The organism is Pseudomonas sp. PVC-3-1 (genome assembly GCF_057444315.1).
In genome coordinates, this window is record NZ_CM172023.1 from 2,607,565 (window position 1) to 2,625,321 (window position 17,757).

Annotated in this window: 21 protein-coding genes; 9 read left to right on the forward strand and 12 right to left on the reverse strand. The window is 63.9% G+C overall.

All coding sequences use genetic code 11. The features are described 5' to 3' along the window. Positions 1-41: 41 nt before the first annotated feature. On the forward strand, positions 42-593 hold the full coding sequence (locus tag AC2T4A_RS12195) for a glutathione peroxidase (RefSeq protein WP_478378810.1): 552 nt from the start codon (positions 42-44) through the stop codon (positions 591-593). 272 nt (positions 594-865) lie between these two features. Beyond that, the gene (locus AC2T4A_RS12200) at positions 866-1,795 is read left to right on the forward strand and encodes a DUF2167 domain-containing protein (RefSeq protein ID WP_486743410.1); all 930 of its coding nucleotides are present in this window, start codon (positions 866-868) and stop codon (positions 1,793-1,795) included. A gap of 206 nt (positions 1,796-2,001) precedes the next feature. Here AC2T4A_RS12200 and AC2T4A_RS12205 read toward each other — a convergent pair whose 3' ends face one another. From AC2T4A_RS12205 to purM, 3 genes are read right to left on the reverse strand one after another with little or no spacing between them, the layout of a single operon-like run. Further along, positions 2,002-2,718, reverse strand: coding sequence for a DUF3108 domain-containing protein (locus AC2T4A_RS12205; protein ID WP_416745566.1), 717 nt, complete (start codon positions 2,716-2,718; stop codon positions 2,002-2,004). Positions 2,719-2,728: 10 nt separating this feature from the next. After that, entirely contained in the window at positions 2,729-3,379 is a 651-nt protein-coding gene (purN, locus tag AC2T4A_RS12210; protein ID WP_416745564.1) for a phosphoribosylglycinamide formyltransferase, read from the reverse strand. Next, positions 3,379-4,440, reverse strand: a complete 1,062-nt coding sequence (gene purM / locus AC2T4A_RS12215; protein ID WP_416745562.1) for a phosphoribosylformylglycinamidine cyclo-ligase — start codon at positions 4,438-4,440, stop codon at positions 3,379-3,381. The genes purN and purM overlap by 1 nt, the downstream gene beginning before the upstream one ends. A 212-nt stretch (positions 4,441-4,652) precedes the next feature. Between purM and AC2T4A_RS12220 the strand changes: the two genes are divergently transcribed. Both AC2T4A_RS12220 and hda read left to right on the forward strand, forming a co-directional pair. After that, a complete protein-coding gene (locus tag AC2T4A_RS12220) occupies positions 4,653-5,693 on the forward strand; it encodes a DUF2066 domain-containing protein (protein ID WP_416745560.1) in 1,041 nt (346 codons plus the stop codon). A gap of 145 nt (positions 5,694-5,838) precedes the next feature. After that, positions 5,839-6,543, forward strand: a complete 705-nt coding sequence (hda, locus tag AC2T4A_RS12225; protein ID WP_024764559.1) for a DnaA regulatory inactivator Hda — start codon at positions 5,839-5,841, stop codon at positions 6,541-6,543. 12 nt (positions 6,544-6,555) lie between these two features. Here the strand turns inward: hda and AC2T4A_RS12230 are convergent, their stop codons facing one another. The 4 genes from AC2T4A_RS12230 to arsC all read right to left on the reverse strand — a co-directional run bounded on the left by AC2T4A_RS12230 (position 6,556) and on the right by arsC (position 8,603). Beyond that, on the reverse strand, positions 6,556-7,059 hold the full coding sequence (locus tag AC2T4A_RS12230; protein ID WP_486743411.1) for an alpha/beta fold hydrolase: 504 nt from the start codon (positions 7,057-7,059) through the stop codon (positions 6,556-6,558). A 177-nt stretch (positions 7,060-7,236) separates the two neighbouring features. Continuing rightward, a complete protein-coding gene (locus AC2T4A_RS12235; protein WP_478378807.1) occupies positions 7,237-7,656 on the reverse strand; it encodes a DUF2069 domain-containing protein in 420 nt (139 codons plus the stop codon). Continuing rightward, positions 7,657-8,253 carry an NAD(P)H:quinone oxidoreductase gene (gene wrbA / locus AC2T4A_RS12240; RefSeq protein ID WP_416745556.1) on the reverse strand — a complete coding sequence of 199 codons (597 nt, stop codon included), beginning with the start codon at positions 8,251-8,253 and terminating at the stop codon, positions 7,657-7,659. It abuts the gene before it with no gap. Further along, positions 8,250-8,603, reverse strand: coding sequence for an arsenate reductase (glutaredoxin) (arsC, locus tag AC2T4A_RS12245; RefSeq protein ID WP_478378806.1), 354 nt, complete (start codon positions 8,601-8,603; stop codon positions 8,250-8,252). Before arsC ends, wrbA begins: the two co-directional genes overlap by 4 nt. Positions 8,604-8,728: 125 nt before the next feature. Here arsC and AC2T4A_RS12250 point away from each other — a divergent pair, with 125 nt between their 5' ends. Both AC2T4A_RS12250 and AC2T4A_RS12255 read left to right on the forward strand, forming a co-directional pair. After that, positions 8,729-9,958 carry a YihY family inner membrane protein gene (locus AC2T4A_RS12250; RefSeq protein ID WP_486743412.1) on the forward strand — a complete coding sequence of 410 codons (1,230 nt, stop codon included), beginning with the start codon at positions 8,729-8,731 and terminating at the stop codon, positions 9,956-9,958. Positions 9,959-10,115: 157 nt separating this feature from the next. Next, positions 10,116-10,310 (forward strand): hypothetical protein, encoded by a 195-nt coding sequence (locus tag AC2T4A_RS12255; protein ID WP_416745550.1) that lies wholly within the window; start codon positions 10,116-10,118, stop codon positions 10,308-10,310. A gap of 4 nt (positions 10,311-10,314) precedes the next feature. Here the strand turns inward: AC2T4A_RS12255 and AC2T4A_RS12260 are convergent, their stop codons facing one another. Both AC2T4A_RS12260 and AC2T4A_RS12265 read right to left on the reverse strand, forming a co-directional pair. Next, on the reverse strand, positions 10,315-10,710 hold the full coding sequence (locus tag AC2T4A_RS12260) for a hypothetical protein (RefSeq protein ID WP_416745548.1): 396 nt from the start codon (positions 10,708-10,710) through the stop codon (positions 10,315-10,317). Positions 10,711-10,896: 186 nt separating this feature from the next. Continuing rightward, complete coding sequence (locus tag AC2T4A_RS12265) at positions 10,897-12,306, reverse strand: PilZ domain-containing protein (RefSeq protein WP_486743413.1); 1,410 nt, start codon at positions 12,304-12,306, stop codon at positions 10,897-10,899. Between the two features lie 30 nt (positions 12,307-12,336). Between AC2T4A_RS12265 and AC2T4A_RS12270 the strand changes: the two genes are divergently transcribed. Together AC2T4A_RS12270 and AC2T4A_RS12275 are read left to right on the forward strand one after the other, a co-directional pair. Next, entirely contained in the window at positions 12,337-12,807 is a 471-nt protein-coding gene (locus AC2T4A_RS12270; protein ID WP_416745544.1) for a TlpA disulfide reductase family protein, read from the forward strand. Between the two features lie 2 nt (positions 12,808-12,809). Further along, entirely contained in the window at positions 12,810-13,085 is a 276-nt protein-coding gene (locus AC2T4A_RS12275; RefSeq protein WP_478378803.1) for an acylphosphatase, read from the forward strand. Positions 13,086-13,088: 3 nt separating this feature from the next. Here AC2T4A_RS12275 and AC2T4A_RS12280 read toward each other — a convergent pair whose 3' ends face one another. Then, the gene (locus AC2T4A_RS12280; protein ID WP_486743414.1) at positions 13,089-14,045 is read right to left on the reverse strand and encodes a hypothetical protein; all 957 of its coding nucleotides are present in this window, start codon (positions 14,043-14,045) and stop codon (positions 13,089-13,091) included. An 8-nt stretch (positions 14,046-14,053) separates the two neighbouring features. After that, positions 14,054-15,769 carry a proline--tRNA ligase gene (locus tag AC2T4A_RS12285; protein ID WP_478378802.1) on the reverse strand — a complete coding sequence of 572 codons (1,716 nt, stop codon included), beginning with the start codon at positions 15,767-15,769 and terminating at the stop codon, positions 14,054-14,056. Between the two features lie 111 nt (positions 15,770-15,880). Here AC2T4A_RS12285 and AC2T4A_RS12290 point away from each other — a divergent pair, with 111 nt between their 5' ends. Beyond that, entirely contained in the window at positions 15,881-16,288 is a 408-nt protein-coding gene (locus AC2T4A_RS12290; protein WP_416745663.1) for a PaaI family thioesterase, read from the forward strand. A gap of 85 nt (positions 16,289-16,373) precedes the next feature. Here the strand turns inward: AC2T4A_RS12290 and AC2T4A_RS12295 are convergent, their stop codons facing one another. Continuing rightward, positions 16,374-17,696 (reverse strand): OprD family porin, encoded by a 1,323-nt coding sequence (locus AC2T4A_RS12295; RefSeq protein WP_478378801.1) that lies wholly within the window; start codon positions 17,694-17,696, stop codon positions 16,374-16,376. Positions 17,697-17,757 lie beyond the last annotated feature (61 nt).

Below are 17,757 nucleotides of genomic sequence, written 5' to 3' on the forward strand. Positions count from 1 at the left end.
CGCGCGGGGTAGCGTGGCGGGATAACTCGAGGATCACTGCCATGCGTCTTTCCCTGCTCGCGTTGTCCCTTCTCTTGCCGCTGGCGGCCCAGGCCGCCGATTGCCCTGCGTTGCTCAAGAGCCAGGGCGAACTGCCCAAGCTGCGCTCCAAGGACGTGCTCGACCTGTGCGAGCTGTACGCCGGCAAGCCGCTGGTGATTGTGAATACCGCCAGCCATTGTGGCTTCACCCCGCAATTCAAGGGGCTCGAAGCCGTCTACCAGAAGTACAAGGGCCAGGGCCTGGAAGTGCTTGGTGTGCCCTCCGATGACTTCAAGCAGGAAGACGCCGACGCCGCCGAGACCGCGAAGATCTGCTACGGCAACTACGGCGTGACCTTCAACATGACCTCGGTGCAGCCTGTCAGCGGCGATGAGGCGATCCCGCTGTTCAAGAACCTCGCCCAACAGGCCGACCAGGTGCCGCGTTGGAACTTCTTCAAATACGTAGTGGACCGGCAGGGCAAGGTGGTGGCGGAGTTTTCCAGCCTGACCAAGCCGGACGACCCCGAGCTGCAGGCCGCCATCGAAAAGGCCATCGCCAGCCAGCCGTGAGGGTGCGGACGAGCTCTTCGTAGGAGCGAGCTTGCTCGCGAACCACTTGGCACAGGCGCTTCCGGCTGATTTGTTCGCGAACAAGCTCGCTCTGCATAAAACTCGCTTGCGTGCAGATCGAAGTCGGACAGATGTCCGGCTTTTTTGTGCATACGCTCGAAGGCTGCAGAAATTTTCTGTTACAGACCGGGCGGGTCAGTGAGACAATCCGTGCCCGGCGCCACCATGAGTGGCCGCTGATGTCATGGATTCGATTCAGGAGATTCACCCCTATGGATGGCAAAGCCCTCTTCCTCGTTGCCTTGCTCGCCCAGGCCGTTGCCGCCCCGGCGATCGCTGCCCCCGCCACTTCCAACCAGAGCGAAGCCCCTGCGGCTGCCGCTGCTCCCGCCGCCGAGTCGGACGAGGACATGTCACCCGAGACCTTCGTCGCCAGCCTGCACTTCCAGAAGGGCAAGGTGGTGGTCGGCGACAACCTCGCCACTTTCGACCTACCGGACAATTTCGTCTTCCTCGACGGCAAGGACGCCGAGCGCGTACTGGAAGCCTGGGGCAACCCGCCTTCCGATCCGCCGCTGGGCATGCTGATGCCAGCTGGCGTTTCGCCCTTTGATACCGAGTCCTGGGCAGTGACCGTGCAATACGAGGAGAGTGGCTACGTCTCCGACGAGGATGCGGCGAAGATCGACTATGCCGAGATGCTCAAGGAGATGCAGGACGACCTCAAGGAAGCCAATCCGCAGCGCGAGCAGCAAGGCTTCGAGGCGATCCAGTTGATCGGCTGGGCCGCGCCGCCACGCTATGACGCCGCGGAGAAGAAGCTGTACTGGGCCAAGGAGCTGCAGTTCGGTGACGCCAAGGAGCACACCCTGAACTACAACATCCGCGCGTTGGGCCGCAAAGGCGTGCTGGTGCTGAACTTCGTCGCGGGTATGGAGCAGTTGCCGGAGATCGAGAAAAACGTCGGCAAGGTGCTGGCGATGACCGAGTTCAACCCGGGCAGCCGTTATGTCGACTTCAACCCCAGCGTCGACAAGGTCGCCGCCTATGGCCTGGGCGCGCTGATTGCCGGCAAGGTTGCCGCCAAGGTCGGCTTGTTTGCCACCCTGCTGGTCCTGCTGAAAAAACTGTGGATCGTCCCGGCCCTGGCCATCGGCTGGATTGCCCGGCGCTTCAAGCGCAAGCCGTCGAACGAAGGCTGATACGCCGCCCTTGTTCTCCAGGCAAAGAAAAGCCGGGCAATGCCCGGCTTTTTCATCTCTGCGCTATGCGCAGGACGAGCTTTGTAGGAGCGAGCTTGCTCGCGAACCGCTTGATACCGCAGCGCCAGGCGAGGTTCGCGAGCAAGCTCGCTCCTACCCAAAGCAAAAAGCCGGGCATATGCCCGGCTTTTCAGTTCGCTGAAGGATCAGCCTTTCTCGCCCTGAACAACCTTGCCGTTCACGGTGCCTTCCTTGAGCATGATCTGGTATTCCTTGCCGTCGGACTCCTGCTGGTACAGGCGCACGAGGAGGAAGTCCCAATCCTTGGCGAACCAGAGGATGGTCTTGCGGTTGCTCTTGGTGGGGTCGCGCACGCGCTCCACCTTGATCGCGGTGATCAGGCCCGCCTGGGTGCGAACCTTCTCCTCGCCGAGCACGCGGAAGTCGTAGGTATCGGTGTCGGTACCCTCGATCACCTGGTAGCTCATGGCCTTCTTGCCAACGGCCACGTCATGCTGCAGCGCGAGCTGGTAGGTGGACTTGTCCAGCTGGCCCTTGTTCAGCGGCTGGCGCACCTGGTCGCCACGGTCGCTGCCCAGTACCTGCTTCTCGGCCCAGTCGAAATCGAGCTCGGTCTGCTTGTTCTTGCCCAGGCCTTCGCGGGCCCAGCGGTAGGTCAGCGGCAGGTAAGTGTCGTTCTCGACCTTGAACGTGCTGTTTTCGGTCAGGCTGGCAAGCAGCATGGAAGCCTTGAAGTTCAGCTCCCAGCGGCCACCATCGCCTTGCTTGAGGCTGCGGGAGGCGGTACCGCTGATGGGCATCTGTTTCCAGTCGGCGGTGTAGCTGGCGTCGAATGGTTCCAGCTCATAAGCCTGGGCCGGCAAGGTCAGAACGGCCATCAGGAATAACAGAGCTCTACGCATCGCGAATCTCCTAGGTTCGGTACGAATGGCCGGAAGCGGGCAGAAGCTCCCCATCCAGCATGGCGCCTTGTTCACCCAGCCTGACTCGGCCTTCGGCGAACCAGCGCATGGCCAGCGGATAGATCACATGTTCCTGCACGTGAACGCGCTGCGCCAGCGTTTCCGGCGTGTCGTCAGACTCTACCGGGATTGCCGCCTGTACGACCAGCGGACCGCCGTCAAGTTCCTCGGTGACGAAGTGCACGCTGCAGCCGTGCTCGGCATCCCCGGCCTCCAGCGCGCGCTGGTGGGTGTGCAGGCCCTTGTACTTGGGCAGCAGAGACGGGTGGATGTTCAGCAGGCGGCCCTGGTAGTGGCGCACGAAGTCCGCGCTGAGGATGCGCATGAAACCGGCGAGCAGCACCAGATCGGCGTCGAAGCCGTCAATGGCCTGGATCAGCGCGGCGTCGAAGCTTTCGCGGTCCGCGTAGGACTTGTGGTCGAGGAAGCGAGTCTCGATGCCGGCCCGGCGTGCACGCTCCAGGCCGTAAGCGTCCGCGCGGTTGGAAATCACCGCGCGGATCACTGCCGGCGTGTCAGCGCCGGCGAGACTGTCGATCAGGGCTTGCAGGTTGCTGCCGGAGCCGGAAATCAGCACCACGACATTGCAAGATTTGGACATCAGTGGCCTTTCAGGTTGTTCAGGACCACGCGCTCGGCGTCTGCGGCGCACGCATCGATGCGGCCGATGACCCACGGCTGCTCGCCGGCGTCACGCAGGGCTTTCAGGGAAGCCTCGACCTGATCCTGGGCGACGCAGATGACCATGCCCACGCCGCAGTTCAGTACGCGGTGCATCTCGGTCTCGTCGACGTTGCCTTTCTCCTGCAGCCAGTCGAAGACTGCCGGGCGTTGCCAGCTGGCCACGTCAACCACGGCCTGGGCGTTGTCCGGCAGCACGCGCGGGATGTTGTCCAGCAGGCCGCCGCCGGTGATGTGGGCCATGGCCTTGACCGCGCCGGTTTCTTTGATCAGCTGCAGCAGCGGCTTCACGTAGATGCGGGTCGGGGCCATCAGCAGGTCGGCCAGGGGCTTGCCGTTCAGCTGGGTGGATTCGATGTCGGCGCCGGAGACTTCGATGATCTTGCGGATCAGCGAGTAGCCGTTGGAGTGCGGGCCGGAGGAGGGCAGGGCGATCAGGGCGTCGCCGGCGACTACTTTCGAGCCGTCGATGATTTCCGATTTCTCCACGACGCCGACGCAGAAGCCGGCCAGGTCGTAGTCTTCGCCTTCGTACATGCCCGGCATCTCGGCGGTCTCGCCACCGACCAGGGAGCAGCCAGCCAGTTCGCAGCCGGCGCCGATGCCGGTGACCACGGTGGCGGCAACGTCGACGTTCAGCTTGCCGGTGGCGTAGTAGTCGAGGAAGAACAGTGGCTCGGCGCCGCACACGACCAGGTCGTTCACGCACATGGCGACCAGGTCCTGGCCGATGCTGTCGTGCTTGTTCAGGTTCAGCGCCAGGCGCAGCTTGGTGCCGACGCCGTCGGTGCCGGAGACCAGTACGGGTTGCTTGTAGCCGGCCGGGATTTCGCACAGAGCGCCAAAGCCACCCAGGCCGCCCATGACTTCCGGACGCGCGGTGCGCTTGGCCACGCCTTTGATGCGTTCGACCAGGGCTTCGCCGGCGTCGATGTCCACACCGGCGTCCTTGTAGCTCAACGAGGGTTGCTTGTTGCTCATAAATCCAGGCCTATAGAAGGGATGATTCGTCTTGCCGCCGGGCGCGCCGTTCGCGCTTCCCGGCCTGCGCGGGAGGCGCGGGATTTTATCAGGCTTGCCCGGCAGCGGCCATCTCGCGCTGTTGCCGCTGGCCGGACGGCTGTTTAAGGTATAGGCCTTCCTTGCCAGCTCGTTGAGCGCTGGCATCTTCGTTTTCGCCGCGAGAGCCCGCCATGCGCCTGACCGCCCGCCTGTTGATCCTCTGCCTGACGCTGTTCAGCCTGCCGTCCTTCGCTGAAACGCTGGGCAACCTCTACCAGGTGCACGAACCGGTCGCCTCCCAGCAGCCGGACGAGCGCAATGCCGGCCTGACCCGCGCCCTGCAGACCCTGGTACTGCGCCTGACCGGCAACGCCAGCGCCGCACAGAGCCCGGCACTGGCCGGCTACTTCAAGGACCCGCAGCAACTGATCAGCCAGTACGGCTTCGAGAACGGCCCGCCCATGGCGCTGGTGGTGGACTTCGACCCGACTGCTACCGACAACGCCTTGCGCCAGGCCGGCCTGCCGGTCTGGGGCGCCAGCCGGCCGAGTGTGCTGGCCTGGTGGCTGAACGAAAGCGCCAACGGCAGCAGCCTGGTGGGCGACAGCCAGGAAGCTTCCGCCCCGCTGAACCGCGCGGCCCAGCGCCGCGGCCTGCCGCTGCGTCTGCCGATGGCCGACCTCAGCGAGCAGCAGGTCGGTACCCCCGAAAATCTCAACGCCGCCCAGCCCGACGTGCTGAAAACCGCCTCCGAGCGCTACGGCGCCGATGCCCTGCTGGCGGTGGACGCGAAGGAGGCCGACGGCAAGTGGACCGCCACCTGGCGCGTGTGGATGGGCGACAGCCGGGAGCAGGGCCAGGCCCAGGGCGATACCCCGGATGCGCTGGCCGATGCGGTGATGCTGGGCGTATCCCAGCGCCTGTCGCAGCGCTTCGTCGGTTCGGCCGGCTCGGCTTCGGCCCAGGTCCTGCAGATCGAGGGCGCTGATCTGGCGCGCTACGCCGAAGTTTCGCGCCTGCTGGAGCCGATGGGCGCCAAGCTGGTGGAAGTCCAGGGCAAGAATCTGGTCTACCGCGTAACCGCCAGCTCCGAGCAACTGCGTGCGCAGCTGGCTTTGGCCCGCCTGCAGGAAGCCCCGGCCGAGCCGGCGCAACCGGCGGTCGACGCCAATGGCCAGCCGGTGCCGAACGCGGCCGTGCCGGCCCAGAACACCCTGCGCTTCCACTGGTGACGAGCGCTCCGGGGGCGGGCAAATCCCCGCTTCCCGGCGCCGGTGGCTCTGAGTCGCACGTGGTAGCTGCGTTATCCTTCTGATTTGGATAAACTTTCAGGCACCAAGGCCCACCCCAAGCGATTGAAGAAACGCCCGGCCCGGCATGACTCCTATGCAGCTCCCACTCAGCGTACGTCTGCGCGATGATGCAACGTTCGCCAACTACTACCCCGGTGCCAACGCCGCGGCGCTCGGCTATGTCGAGCGTCTGTGCGAGCCCGAGGCGGGGTGGACGGAAAGCCTGATCTATCTCTGGGGCGCCGAGGGCGTGGGCCGCAGCCACCTGCTGCAGGCGGCCTGCATTCGTTCCGAGCAACTGGGTGAGCCCTCTGTCTACCTGCCAATGGCTGACCTGGTGGCCTATGGCCCGGAAATCTTCGACAACCTCGAGCAGCGCGAGCTGGTATGCCTGGACGATCTCGACGCCCTGGCTGGCAAGCGTGAATGGGAAGAGGCGCTGTTCCACCTGTTCAACCGCCTGCGCGACTCCGGCCGCAAGCTGCTGCTGTCGGCCTCGGTGTCGCCGCGCGAGCTGGGGGTAAAGCTGCCGGACCTCAAATCGCGCCTGACCCTCTCGCTGATCTTCCAGCTGCACCCGCTGACCGACGACGAGAAGCTGCGCGCCCTCCAGCTGCGCGCCTCGCGTCGCGGCCTGCACCTGACCGATGAAGTGGGGCGTTTCATCCTCACCCGCGGCGCGCGCAGCATGCAGTTCCTCTTCGACCTGCTGGACGAACTGGACAAGGCCTCGCTGCAGGCCCAGCGCAAGCTGACCATCCCCTTCCTCAAGGAAACCATGGGCTGGTAAACAGCCTCGGTTTCAGCTCAGCTCATTCATAAACGCCGCGATGGCGGCCCCGCAGGGTTCAGGTCTGCTTTGCAGCAGAAAGTGCGGGCCGGCGATTTTCTTCGTCCTGATGTTTTCGCAGCCGGGGGCAATGCTGGCTCGTGCGCGCATGCTCACCAGTCGGTCGTTCAGTGGCACCAGGCTCAGGCAGGGAATTGTCAGCGGCGAGGTCGGTTCGCGCAGTCGGGCCAGAGTTTTCAGGCGCGCGTGAACCTGTGCTGTTGGCAGTCGGCGGACTTCTTCAGCGATCAAGTTCACCAGCGCGTCCGAAGCATTTCGCCCCACACAGAACTGACGAATCAATCTGCGCTGAGCGAGCAGAGCGGTCGGCGGCAGGGGAAGGAACTGGAGCAGGCTAAGCAGCGGGTTCGGCGGTACGGCGAACGTGGCGGCGAAAACGACTCCTCGCAACCCCGTCGGAGAGCGTTGGGCGAGCACCCTGACCAGAGGACCGGAGAACGATTCGCCCAGCAGCACGAAGGGAGTGCTTCCCAACTTGGGGTGTAGTGCGTCCGCCAGGCTTAGGTAGTCCTGGGCTCCCTCTTCAGGCAGCTCAAGACATTCCACAGTCAGGTTGCCTGGCAGATGAGGCAGTAGAGGGGTGAATAGGCGATTGCTGCCGTTAAGCCCAGGTAGAAGCAGCAACCGCACCGGTCAAGTCTCGCCGGCCAGCTTGCGGTCGTACTGGAAGCGCCAGCGCGTGTACATCAGCGCCGAGCAGAACAGCGACACGCTGAGGATGATCTCCGCCCAGCCGAAGATGGCATGGTTGGGATCGAAGGCGTTGAGCACGCCGAGGATGAAGTACAGGTTGATCACGTAGCACGCCCAGGCGTGCCCGCGGGCGCTGCCGATCAGGATGCCCGGCGCCACCACCAGCAGCGGCAGCAGCTTGAAGCCGAGGAACGCCCACGGCACCCAGCGCGCACCGCCGTGGGCGTCGGCGAACAGCAGGTCCCAGATGACGATGAGCAGGATCAGCCCGATGAAGCTGCCGAGGGCGACCGCGCGGCTGGCGGCCAGCCGAGGTTTGAGCCACTCCAGGGACGGCAGCGGTTTATTCTTGCGGGCCATTCAACTCTCCAGTTTGCGGGCGACTTCGGCCAGGCGCTTGCCGAGCGCGCGGCACAGGGTGATTTCGTGTTCGTCCAGGCTGCGCTTGCCGTCGGCAGTGGCGAAGTGGCTGGCGCCATAGGGCGTGCCACCACCGCGGGTTTCCAGCAGGGCGGGCTCGCTGTAGGGGATGCCGGAGATGAGCATGCCGTGGTGCAGCAGCGGCAGCATCATCGACAGCTGGGTGGTCTCCTGGCCGCCGTGCAGGCTGGCGGTAGAGGTGAAGACTGCCGCCGGCTTGCCTACCAGACCTCCGGTCAGCCACAGGCTGCTGGTGCCGTCGAGGAAGTACTTGAGCGGCGCGGCCATGTTGCCGAAACGGGTCGGGCTGCCGAGAACGAGGCCGGAGCAGTCCTTCAGGTCATCCAGGGTGGCGTAGAGCGCGCCTTCGGCCGGGATGTCCGGGGCGACGGCTTCACATTCGGTGGAAATCGCCGGCACCGTCCGCACGCGCGCTTCCAGTCCGCCCTGCTCGACGCCACGGGCGATCTGCCGCGCCATTTCGGCGGTGGCGCCGTGACGGCTGTAGTACAGGACCAGGATATAGGGAGCGCTCAAGGCAGGATCTCCAGGACTTTCTCCGGCGGACGGCCGATCACCGCCTTGTTGCCGACGATGACGATCGGCCGTTCGATCAGCTTGGGATGCTGCGCCATCGCGTCGATCAGTTGGTCATCGCTCAGTGCCGGGTTGGCGAGGTCCAGGTTCTTGTATTCGTCTTCGCCGGTGCGCAGCAACTGGCGTGCACCGATACCCAGCTTGCTGAGCAGGGCCTTGAGTTCGGTGGCGCTGGGCGGGGTTTCCAGGTAGCGAATGACATTCGGCTGGATGCCGCGCTCTTCGAGCAGTTCGAGGGCTCCACGGGATTTGGAGCAGCGCGGATTGTGGAAAATTGAAATCTGGCTCATATGCCGGGACTCGCAAGGCCGATGAAGTGGCGGCTATTCTAACCGCCTCCTCGGACTGGACTGAACCGCTGTCGTTCGCCGCGATCTACGAGGACGGTTTTTTCAGTGCAGCCAAAGGACACTTCATGCACGAACGCTTGCAGGGCCTGGTCGAATTCGGCCGCTATCTGGTCCAGCGCTTCCTGGCCGACAAGGCGCCTAACAGCGCCGCGGCCCTGACCTACACCACGCTGTTCGCGGTCGTCCCGATGATGACCGTGACTTTTGCCATGCTCTCGGCCGTGCCCGCCTTCGAAGGCATGGGCGAGCGCATCCAGCTGTTCATCTTCCGCAACTTCGTGCCGTCCACCGGCGAGGCGGTCGAGGCCTACCTGCGCAACTTCACCATGCAGGCGCGCCATTTGACCTGGCTGGGCGTGGCTTTCCTGGCGGTCACCGCCTTCACCATGCTGGTGACCATCGAGAAGGCCTTCAATGCCATCTGGCGCGTACGCCAGCCGCGCCGGGGCGTGACTCGCTTCCTGCTGTACTGGGCGATCCTCAGCCTTGGGCCGCTGTTGCTGGGGACGGGGTTTGCCGTGTCCACGTACGTCACTTCGCTGTCGCTACTCTCCGGCCCCCATGCACTGCCGGGGGCAGCGATGCTGCTGAAGTTCATGCCGCTGCTGGCCAGCGTGGCGGCCTTCACCCTGATCTATGCGGCGGTACCCAATGCGCGGGTGCCGGTGCTGCACGCGCTGGCTGGCGGGGTGTTCACCGCGATCCTGTTCGAGGCGGCCAAGTCGCTGTTCGGCTTCTATGTGAGCTTCTTCCCTGGCTACAAGCTGATCTACGGCGCCTTCGCCACGGTGCCGCTGTTCCTGCTGTGGATCTGGTTGTCGTGGCTGATCGTGCTGTTCGGCGCAGAGCTGGTCTGCAACCTGTCATCGACCCGCCTGTGGCGACGCCGGGCGATGCCGCGGCTGCTGGTGATCCTTGGTGTGCTGCGGGTGTTCTTCGACCGTCAGCGGCACGGCCTGCCGACGCGTCTGGCGCATCTGCACCGGGCCGGCTGGCTGCTGCCGGAAGATGAGTGGGAGGAGGTGCTGGATTTCCTCGAGGGCGAGCAACTGGTCTGCCGCGCCGGCTCGACCACTGCCGCCTGGGTGCTGTGCCGTGATCTGGGCAGCTACAGCCTGCATCACCTGCTCAATCGCAGTCCCTGGCCGCTGCCGTGCCTGGAGGCTTTGCCGACGGAGCTGGATGAGCCCTGGTACCCCGAATTGCGGGAAGCGCTGGCGCGCTATCAGGCGGATCGTCAGGAGCTTTTTGGTGACAGCCTGGCGAAATGGTTGAAGCCGTCACATTACGAGTGACGCAAAACGTCAGTTTGCGGCGAATCTGATTCTGTCGCGGTTTTGTATCACTTCAGAAATGCGCCAATTCTGGCTATTTCAGAATTGGCACAGTTCTGGCTTTGGAGGTTGCAGGACACAGGAGTCCTTTAGAAGTTCCTCCAAGGCCATCGAATCCATGAAAAAAGACCAGAACAACGTAGTGCACCTGCATCAGCGCGATCTGACGAGCGCCTTGGAGCGGTTGAATAGAATCACTGGTCTGCAGTTCAGCAGCTGGCCTGAATCGCTCTTGCCGTCCGTCCCGCAGGAAACCGCCGAGCCTGTGGCGGCCGAGCCGTCGGACGACACCCTGGTGCGTCAGCTGGGCTGATCAATCATAGGCTGGTGGCCACCGGGCGCGCAGCGCCTGCCTGCTGTTCCACCGCCTGCATGAAGACTTCTTCGGCAATCACCCGTGACAGGGGAATGGCCGCGCGCAGCTTGATCTGCGCATCCTCGATCCGTTGGGAAAACAACAGGCGCGCAATGCCCGAGAGCAGGATGCGGCTCTGCTTGTTGACCGTTCCATGGTCGATCACCACTTCCCGGCTGCGCTCGCCATCGCGGTAGTTGAGCAGCAGTGTCACCGGCAGGTCCGCTACGCCGGGCAGGTGCAGCCAGACCGCGACATTGAAGTCGGCCAGCCGTCCTCCATTGGCCGCATTGGCCGGCCGTGCGCTGGCGACAACATGGCTGGGAACCTTGCTGACAAGCTGGTCTGTAGGCTGCATCTGGCTGTCCTGTCGCTGAAGGGGTGGCGTGCGTGGCGCCAGCCGCGTTCTGAAGGCCGCCATTGTACCGGCGAGCGAGAGTCGTCCCGGGTGTCGGAACGAACGTTCGAATTATAGGGAGGCATGCGTCTGGCATATCGGGCCTACTGCCGATCTTGCCTGTGACATCTCTCCCAAATTCGACAATCAGGCCAGGCGAAGCGGGTGTCGGGCTACCAGCGGCGTGCTGAGGTTGGCAATGGGCAGCGGCAGGATGGTCTGGTTATCGAAGCTGGCCAGCTGCAGCCAGAGATTCTCGTCTTCGACGAACTGCCCCTGGGACACCCAGAGCCCGTGGTACCAGCCGTTTCCCGGTTCCGGTGTGCTCTGCAGGACGCCAGGGTGACGCTGCGCGTCAGGCGCGCGGCGGAGCCAGACCGGGCGGGGAAGCCCTTTCAGATAGCGCAGCCCGAGGTGCAGCCCGTCGCTGTTGAGGTGACGCCAGCGCACCACCGCGAGGGTAGGGGTGCCGCCATTGCCGGGGATCAGCAGCAATTGGCCAACGGGCAGTTGCCCTGCCAGTTGACCGGGGCAGAGGATGCGCGCGCCGCCGGCGCTGGCATCCATCAAGGCTGCTTCCCGGCTGGGGCTGGTGGAGCTGTCCAGCAAATGCTGCTGGATGGCGGGAAGCCCGACCACCACGCGGCAGGTGCCGCTCTGTTCTGCGCGTTCGTGGCGGCGCGCCTGGTGCCCGAGCCAATGGTGGCGGACGCGCTCCAGCAGCGCCCCCTGATCCAGGCGGCGCAGCGGAGCAGGGTCATGCAGGGCGATCAGCAGCGCGCCCAACTCCAGGCGGCGCAACTGTTCGGTCGGGGCATCGGCGGCTTGCTCAGCGGCGAGGCAGGGTTGGTCCGACCCTAAGTCGACGACGAAGCCTTCCTGCTCCTCATCGTCCCAGGGTAACAACCGCCCCAGCGCGGCCAGTGGCGCCAGCGCGCTGAACAGTTGCGGCGCTTCCCCTTCGGTCAGGTGGAATGGGTTGCTCAGGGCCAGCAGCAGTATCTGCTGGTACAGCCCGCGCAAGGTGCCGGCCGGAACCGGATCGAAAGCGGCTGCCACCGGCTCGTCCAGGCACTCCTGGTGCTCGCCGATCCAGTACAGCAGGTGACTGTCGCGCCACAGGCTGCCCGGCGGCTGCTGGTATTGCTGGTAATGACGCAGCAGAGCCTGGGCAAGGAAATGCTGGGCCATGTACAGGCACCAGGCCATGTGCGGCCGCGACGGTTTGCGGCCGTGCAGGATCTGCAGCAACAGGCGCTTGAAGCCGGCTGCCAGTTCGCTGCAGAAGTGCACGAAGAGTGCCGGCGGCGTCTTTTCCTGGCGGATCAGCCGTTCGTAATGCCGGTATTCTTCGCTGAGGCTTTGCAGGGCGCGTTGCCTTTCCAGTAAGGTCAGCGCGCATCGGTTGAGGCGGAACAGCGTGCCCAGGGCCTTCTGCAAACCTTCCTGCAGGGGCTGCTGCCGCGATTCCTGGAGCCTGACCGCCAGGTTGCTCATTGCCTCGGCATCTTCTTCGAGGATGTCCGGCACCTCCAGGCGCAGGGCATCGAGCATCATGACCACCCCGCATACACGAGGATTGAAGGCATGGGAGTGCGGCTCCGTATTGTGATGGGCTTGATGGCCGGCCTGATCCTGGCCGGCTGCTCGGCGGACTATGGCACCGATCAGCATGGACAGAAAGTACCCGCTGCGAGTGTAGATGGCCAGTGGCTAGTTATTAATTACTGGGCCGAATGGTGCGCGCCTTGCCGCAAGGAAATTCCTGAGCTGAATAATCTGGCTGAACAGGGTACGGCAAACGGCTTCCGGGTGCTGGGGGTGAACTTCGACGGGCTGCGTGACGCGGACCTGGCGAAGGCTTCCCAGGCCCTGGGCGTACAGTACACCGTACTGGCCGACGATCCCGCGCCGCGCTACAGCCTGCCGCGCAGCGAAGCGCTGCCTGTAACCTACATCGTCGACCCTGAGGGCAAGATGCGTGAGCAGTTGCTCGGCGAACAGACCGCCGCCGGCCTGCAGGCGCGCCTGAGCGCATTGCGCGAGGAGAAACAGTAGAGATGGCCAGAATCTGTCTGCACGGCTACATCAGCGGCAAGGTGCAGGGCGTCTATTATCGCCAGAGCACCCAGGAACAGGCCGAACGCCTGGAGGTCGACGGCTGGGTGCGCAACCTCGAAGACGGGCGTGTGGAGCTGTTGGTCGAGGGAGAGGAGGGGGCGGTGCGCGAACTGGAGAAGTGGCTGGCGCGCGGCCCGGTAAAGGCCAAGGTGGCGGCGGTGGAGTTGCAGCCGATGACACCCCAGGGCATCACCGGCTTCATCGTTCGCCGCTAGGCGTCAGTTGCTGACGCCGGGGTCCGCCGCCAGGCGACCGGCGTCGGTCATCAGGCTGTGGAGGAACTCCTTCTGCAGCTCCGGATCGTTGCGCGTCAGCTCGATCAGGCTCTGTTCCAGTTCGCTGGCTTCCTCTTCCAGGCCCAGGTCAGACAGACGTTTTACCCGGTGTACCCAATGGTGCACGTCGTCGCCTTCCAGGTCGTCATAGATCAGCGCGTGGGCTTCCTGCAGCTTGCCGCGCAGGGAGCGGCTGACCAGCAGGCTGGCGTCGGCGCGGGTGTCGTCCGAAGGGTCCTGGACGCTGAACTGCAGGCGGCCGATGCGGCTGACTTCGTCGTCGCTGAAGGGGCCTTCCAGCAGGTTCAGGCGCAGCACGCCGTGGCGGTCGGTGAGCAGCTCCTGGGAGTTCTTGCCAGCGGTGACGGTCACCGGGCGCTCCGACCAGGGCAGGCTGGAGTACTCGGTGCGCTTGTCGCGCTGTTGCTCGTCGATCAATGCCAGGTTCTGCTCGGCGCGGCCGTTGGACTCGACGTTCATGAACGGATTCATGCCGTCGATGCCGTAGCGAATCCAGCCGCGGGTGACGCTTTCCGGCAAATTGCCGAGTGCGAAGACGTTCACCACGTTGGCGCCGATACCGCCGACAAAGGCCACGACGCCCAGCGGCATCTCGTACACCTTGCGCCAGCCCTGGTAGGGCGTATAGCGATCATAGCGGCGGGTGACCTCGAACTCGGTGACTTCGAAGGTCTTCTGCTCCTGCACGCGAATGCGACGCTGCGGCAGTTCCAGGGTGCCCGGGGTGCCCACGTCGATCTGCAGGCTGTGGTCGAGCAGTTTGCGCTCGACACGCTCTTCATGCTCGCTGCGTTGCGGCAGCTGGTTGGCGCAGCCGCTCAGCAGAAGGCTGCCGCACAGGGCGGCAGCCACGAGGCTTGAGGTACTTCGGGTGGACATCGCTCTGCTCAGTTGCCGATCTTGGCCGTGATGAAAGCTTGCAGGTCGGACAGGGCGACAGGCTGCGACTCGGCGTCACGGCGGCCCTTGTACTCCAGGGTGCCTTCGTCCAGGCCGCGCTCGCTGACCACGATGCGGTGGGGGATGCCGATCAGTTCCATGTCGGCGAACTTCACGCCGGGGCTGGTCTTCTTGTCACGGTCGTCCAGCAGTACTTCGAAGCCGGCGGCGGTGAGGTCCGCGTAGAGCTTGTCAGTGGCAGCGCGCACGGCTTCGTTCTCGTACTTCATCGGCACGATGGCGATCTGGAACGGCGCCAGGGCGGCCGGCCAGAGGATGCCGCGGTCGTCGTAGTTCTGCTCGATGGCGGCGGCGACCACGCGGGATACGCCGATGCCGTAGCAGCCCATGATCAGGGTGACCGGCTTGCCGTTCTCGCCCAGTACGGAGAGCTTCATGGCTTCGCTGTACTTGGTGCCGAGCTGGAAGATGTGGCCGACTTCGATACCGCGACGGATGATCAGGGTGCCCTTGCCGTCCGGGCTCGGGTCGCCTTCGACGACGTTACGCAGGTCGGCGACTTCCGGTACCGGCAGATCGCGTTCCCAGTTCACGCCGAAGTAGTGCTTGTCGTCGACGTTGGCGCCGGCGGCGAAGTCGCTCATCAGGGCGACGGAGCGGTCGATGATGCAGGGCAGCGGCAGGTTCAGCGGGCCGAGGGAGCCGGGCGCGGCACCGATCGCAACCTTGATGTCCGCTTCGCTGGCCATCTGCAGGGGGCTGGCGACCAGGGGGTGGTTGCCGGCCTTGATCTCGTTGAGTTCGTGGTCGCCGCGGACGATCAGGGCGATCAGCTTGCCTTCTTCGGCAGCATGCACCACCAGGGTCTTGATGGTCTTCTCGATCGGCAGGCCGAACTTTTCCACCAGGGCGGCAATGGTCTTGGTCTCGGGCGTGTCGACCAGGCGCAGCTCTTCAGTGGCGGCGCCGCGAGCGGTCTCGCGGGGCAGGGCCTCGGCCTTCTCGATGTTGGCGGCGTAATCGGTGGATTCGCCGAAGACGATGTCGTCCTCACCGGAGCCGGCCAGCACGTGGAATTCATGGGAGCCGCTGCCGCCGATGGAACCGTTGTCCGCCTGCACGGCGCGGAAGTCCAGGCCCAGGCGGGTGAAGATCTTGCTGTACGCGCCGTACATGACGTCGTAGGTCGCCTGCAGCGAGTCCTGGCTGGCGTGGAAGGAGTAGGCGTCCTTCATGATGAACTCGCGGCCACGCATCAGGCCGAAGCGCGGACGGATCTCGTCACGGAACTTGGTCTGGATCTGGTACATGTTGATCGGCAGCTGCTTGTAGCTGTTCAGCTCGTTGCGCGCGAGGTCGGTGATTACTTCCTCGTGGGTCGGGCCGACGCAGAAGTCGCGGTCATGGCGATCCTTCAGGCGCAGCAACTCGGGGCCATACTGCTGCCAGCGGCCGGACTCCTGCCACAGTTCGGCGGGCTGGATGGCCGGCATCAGCACTTCCAGGGCACCGGCGGCGTTCATCTCTTCGCGAACGATGGTCTCCACCTTGCGCAGTACCCGCAGACCCATGGGCAGCCAGGTGTAGAGACCGGACGCCAGCTTGCGGATCATGCCGGCGCGCAGCATCAGCTGATGGCTGATGACGACCGCATCGGAAGGGGTTTCTTTCAGGGTGGACAGCAGGTACTGACTGGTACGCATCTTTGGCCGTTTTGTCGGTTGCGAAGGGAAATATAGGCTGGGCATTGTACGGTGCAGGTCTGGCTGCGTACAGGGCGCGGCGGGCGGAGACGGAGGAGTGGCGTGAGTCGTTTGAATGCAGCCCAGGTACAGGCGTTCATCCGCGCGGGATTACCCATGGCGGACGACATGGATTTGCGAATCGATGCACTGGAAGGGCGCAGCGCCTTCGTGCGGGTTCCTTTCCACGGCAAGATGGTTCGCCCGGGCGGAACGGTGTCCGGCCCCACCATCATGTCGCTGGCGGATGCGGCGATGTATGCGGTGATCCTGGCGCAGCTGGATAACGTCGAGATGGCCGTTACTTCCAATCTCAATATCAACTTTCTCAGCAAACCCAAGCCGGAAGACCTGTTGGCGGAAGCCAAGATATTGAAGCTGGGGCGGCGACAGGTGGTTTGCGAAGTTTCTGTCTACTCGGTCAGTAATCCGCAGGAGTTGGTTGCCCACGTAACGGGAACTTATGTATTGCCGATGTAACAGATACGTTCGAAGTTGTAGGTAAGTTGCAATAAAAAAGCCCGGCAGAAGCCGGGCTTTTTAGTTACCTGCAGTTCGTTCCGGATTACAGAACGGACAGCGGATAGTCGATGATCAGGCGGAACTCATCGACGTTGCCTTCGGCCTGGTCGGCGTTGGCGCGGTGCCAAGCCTGACGAGCGCGGAAGGACAGGTCTTTTGCCGGGCCGCTCTGGATAACGTATTTGGCTTCCAGGTTGGTCTCGCGGTGTTTGCCGTCCGGGCCATAGCCATAGTTGGCGTAGGGGCTGGTCGGATCGATCTTGTCGCCGTCGATGTCCTTACCGTAGATGTAACGGCCCATGAAGGTCAGGCCCGGAACACCGTACTCGGCCATGTTCAGGTCGTAACGACCTTGGATGGATTTCTCACCCGGGCCGTTGAAGTCGGAGTACTGAACGGAGTTGGCGAGGAAGATCGAGTCGCCGCCGGCGTTGTTGTCGCCGATACCGATGTAGTCGAACGGAGTGTTGCCGTTCACTTTCTGGAAGGCCAGGGTCAGGGTGTGCGCGCTGATGGTGTAGGCAGCGGCCAGCGAGAAGGTGTTGTTGCTGATGTCACCCAGTTTGGCGGAGCCGGCATCGGTGGTGCGATAGTAGTTGAAGTCCAGGCCGAGGGACTGATTGTCAGCGATCGGCAGGGTGTAGTTCAGGTTGACGTAGTACTGGTTCCACAGGTCTTCGACCTTGGCGCCGTACAGCGAAGCGGAGAGCTGGTCGTTGATGGCGTACTTGCCACCCAGGAAGTCAGCGCTGTTGGCGGTGACGCCACCGTACTGGGACCAGATCTCACCGTCACGGTTGGTGGTGTCCTGGCCGGTACCGGAATAGAAGTGACCGCCTTCCAGATCCAGGCCGTCGATTTCGCTGCTCATCAGGCTGAAGCCGCTGGCGGTTTGCGGCAGCAGGCGGGTGCCGCCTACAGCGAACACCGGAGCGGTGGGCTGCATGTCGCCGAATTTCAGCTCGGTCTTGGAGATGCGGACCTTGACAGCTGCGCCGGCTTTGCCGAAGTCGTCAGCCTTGTCGCCGTCATCGTGAACCGGCAGGTTGCCGGTGCCGCCGTAGCCGCTGCCACCGTCGAGTTTCAGGCCCAGGTAGCCGAAGGCGTCAACGCCGAAACCGACGGTGCCTTGGGTGAAGCCAGAGTTGTAGTTGGCCCAGAAGCCTTGGGTCCAGTCACGGGCGTCGGTGGCGCCGTCTTTCTTGTTGCGATTGAAGTAGTAGTTGCGAACCAGGAAGTTCAGGCTGCTGTCTTCGACAAAGCCTTTAGCGTCAGCCTGATTACCTACGAAGGGTTCGGCCATTGCCAGTTGTGTGCTGCCTGCAGAAACCGCCAGGGCGATGGCGCTCCACTTCATCACTTTCATTGTGATTGCTCCTTTGGTTTTGAAATTATCTGCCATCACAGTGCCGCGGTGACGGCTCATT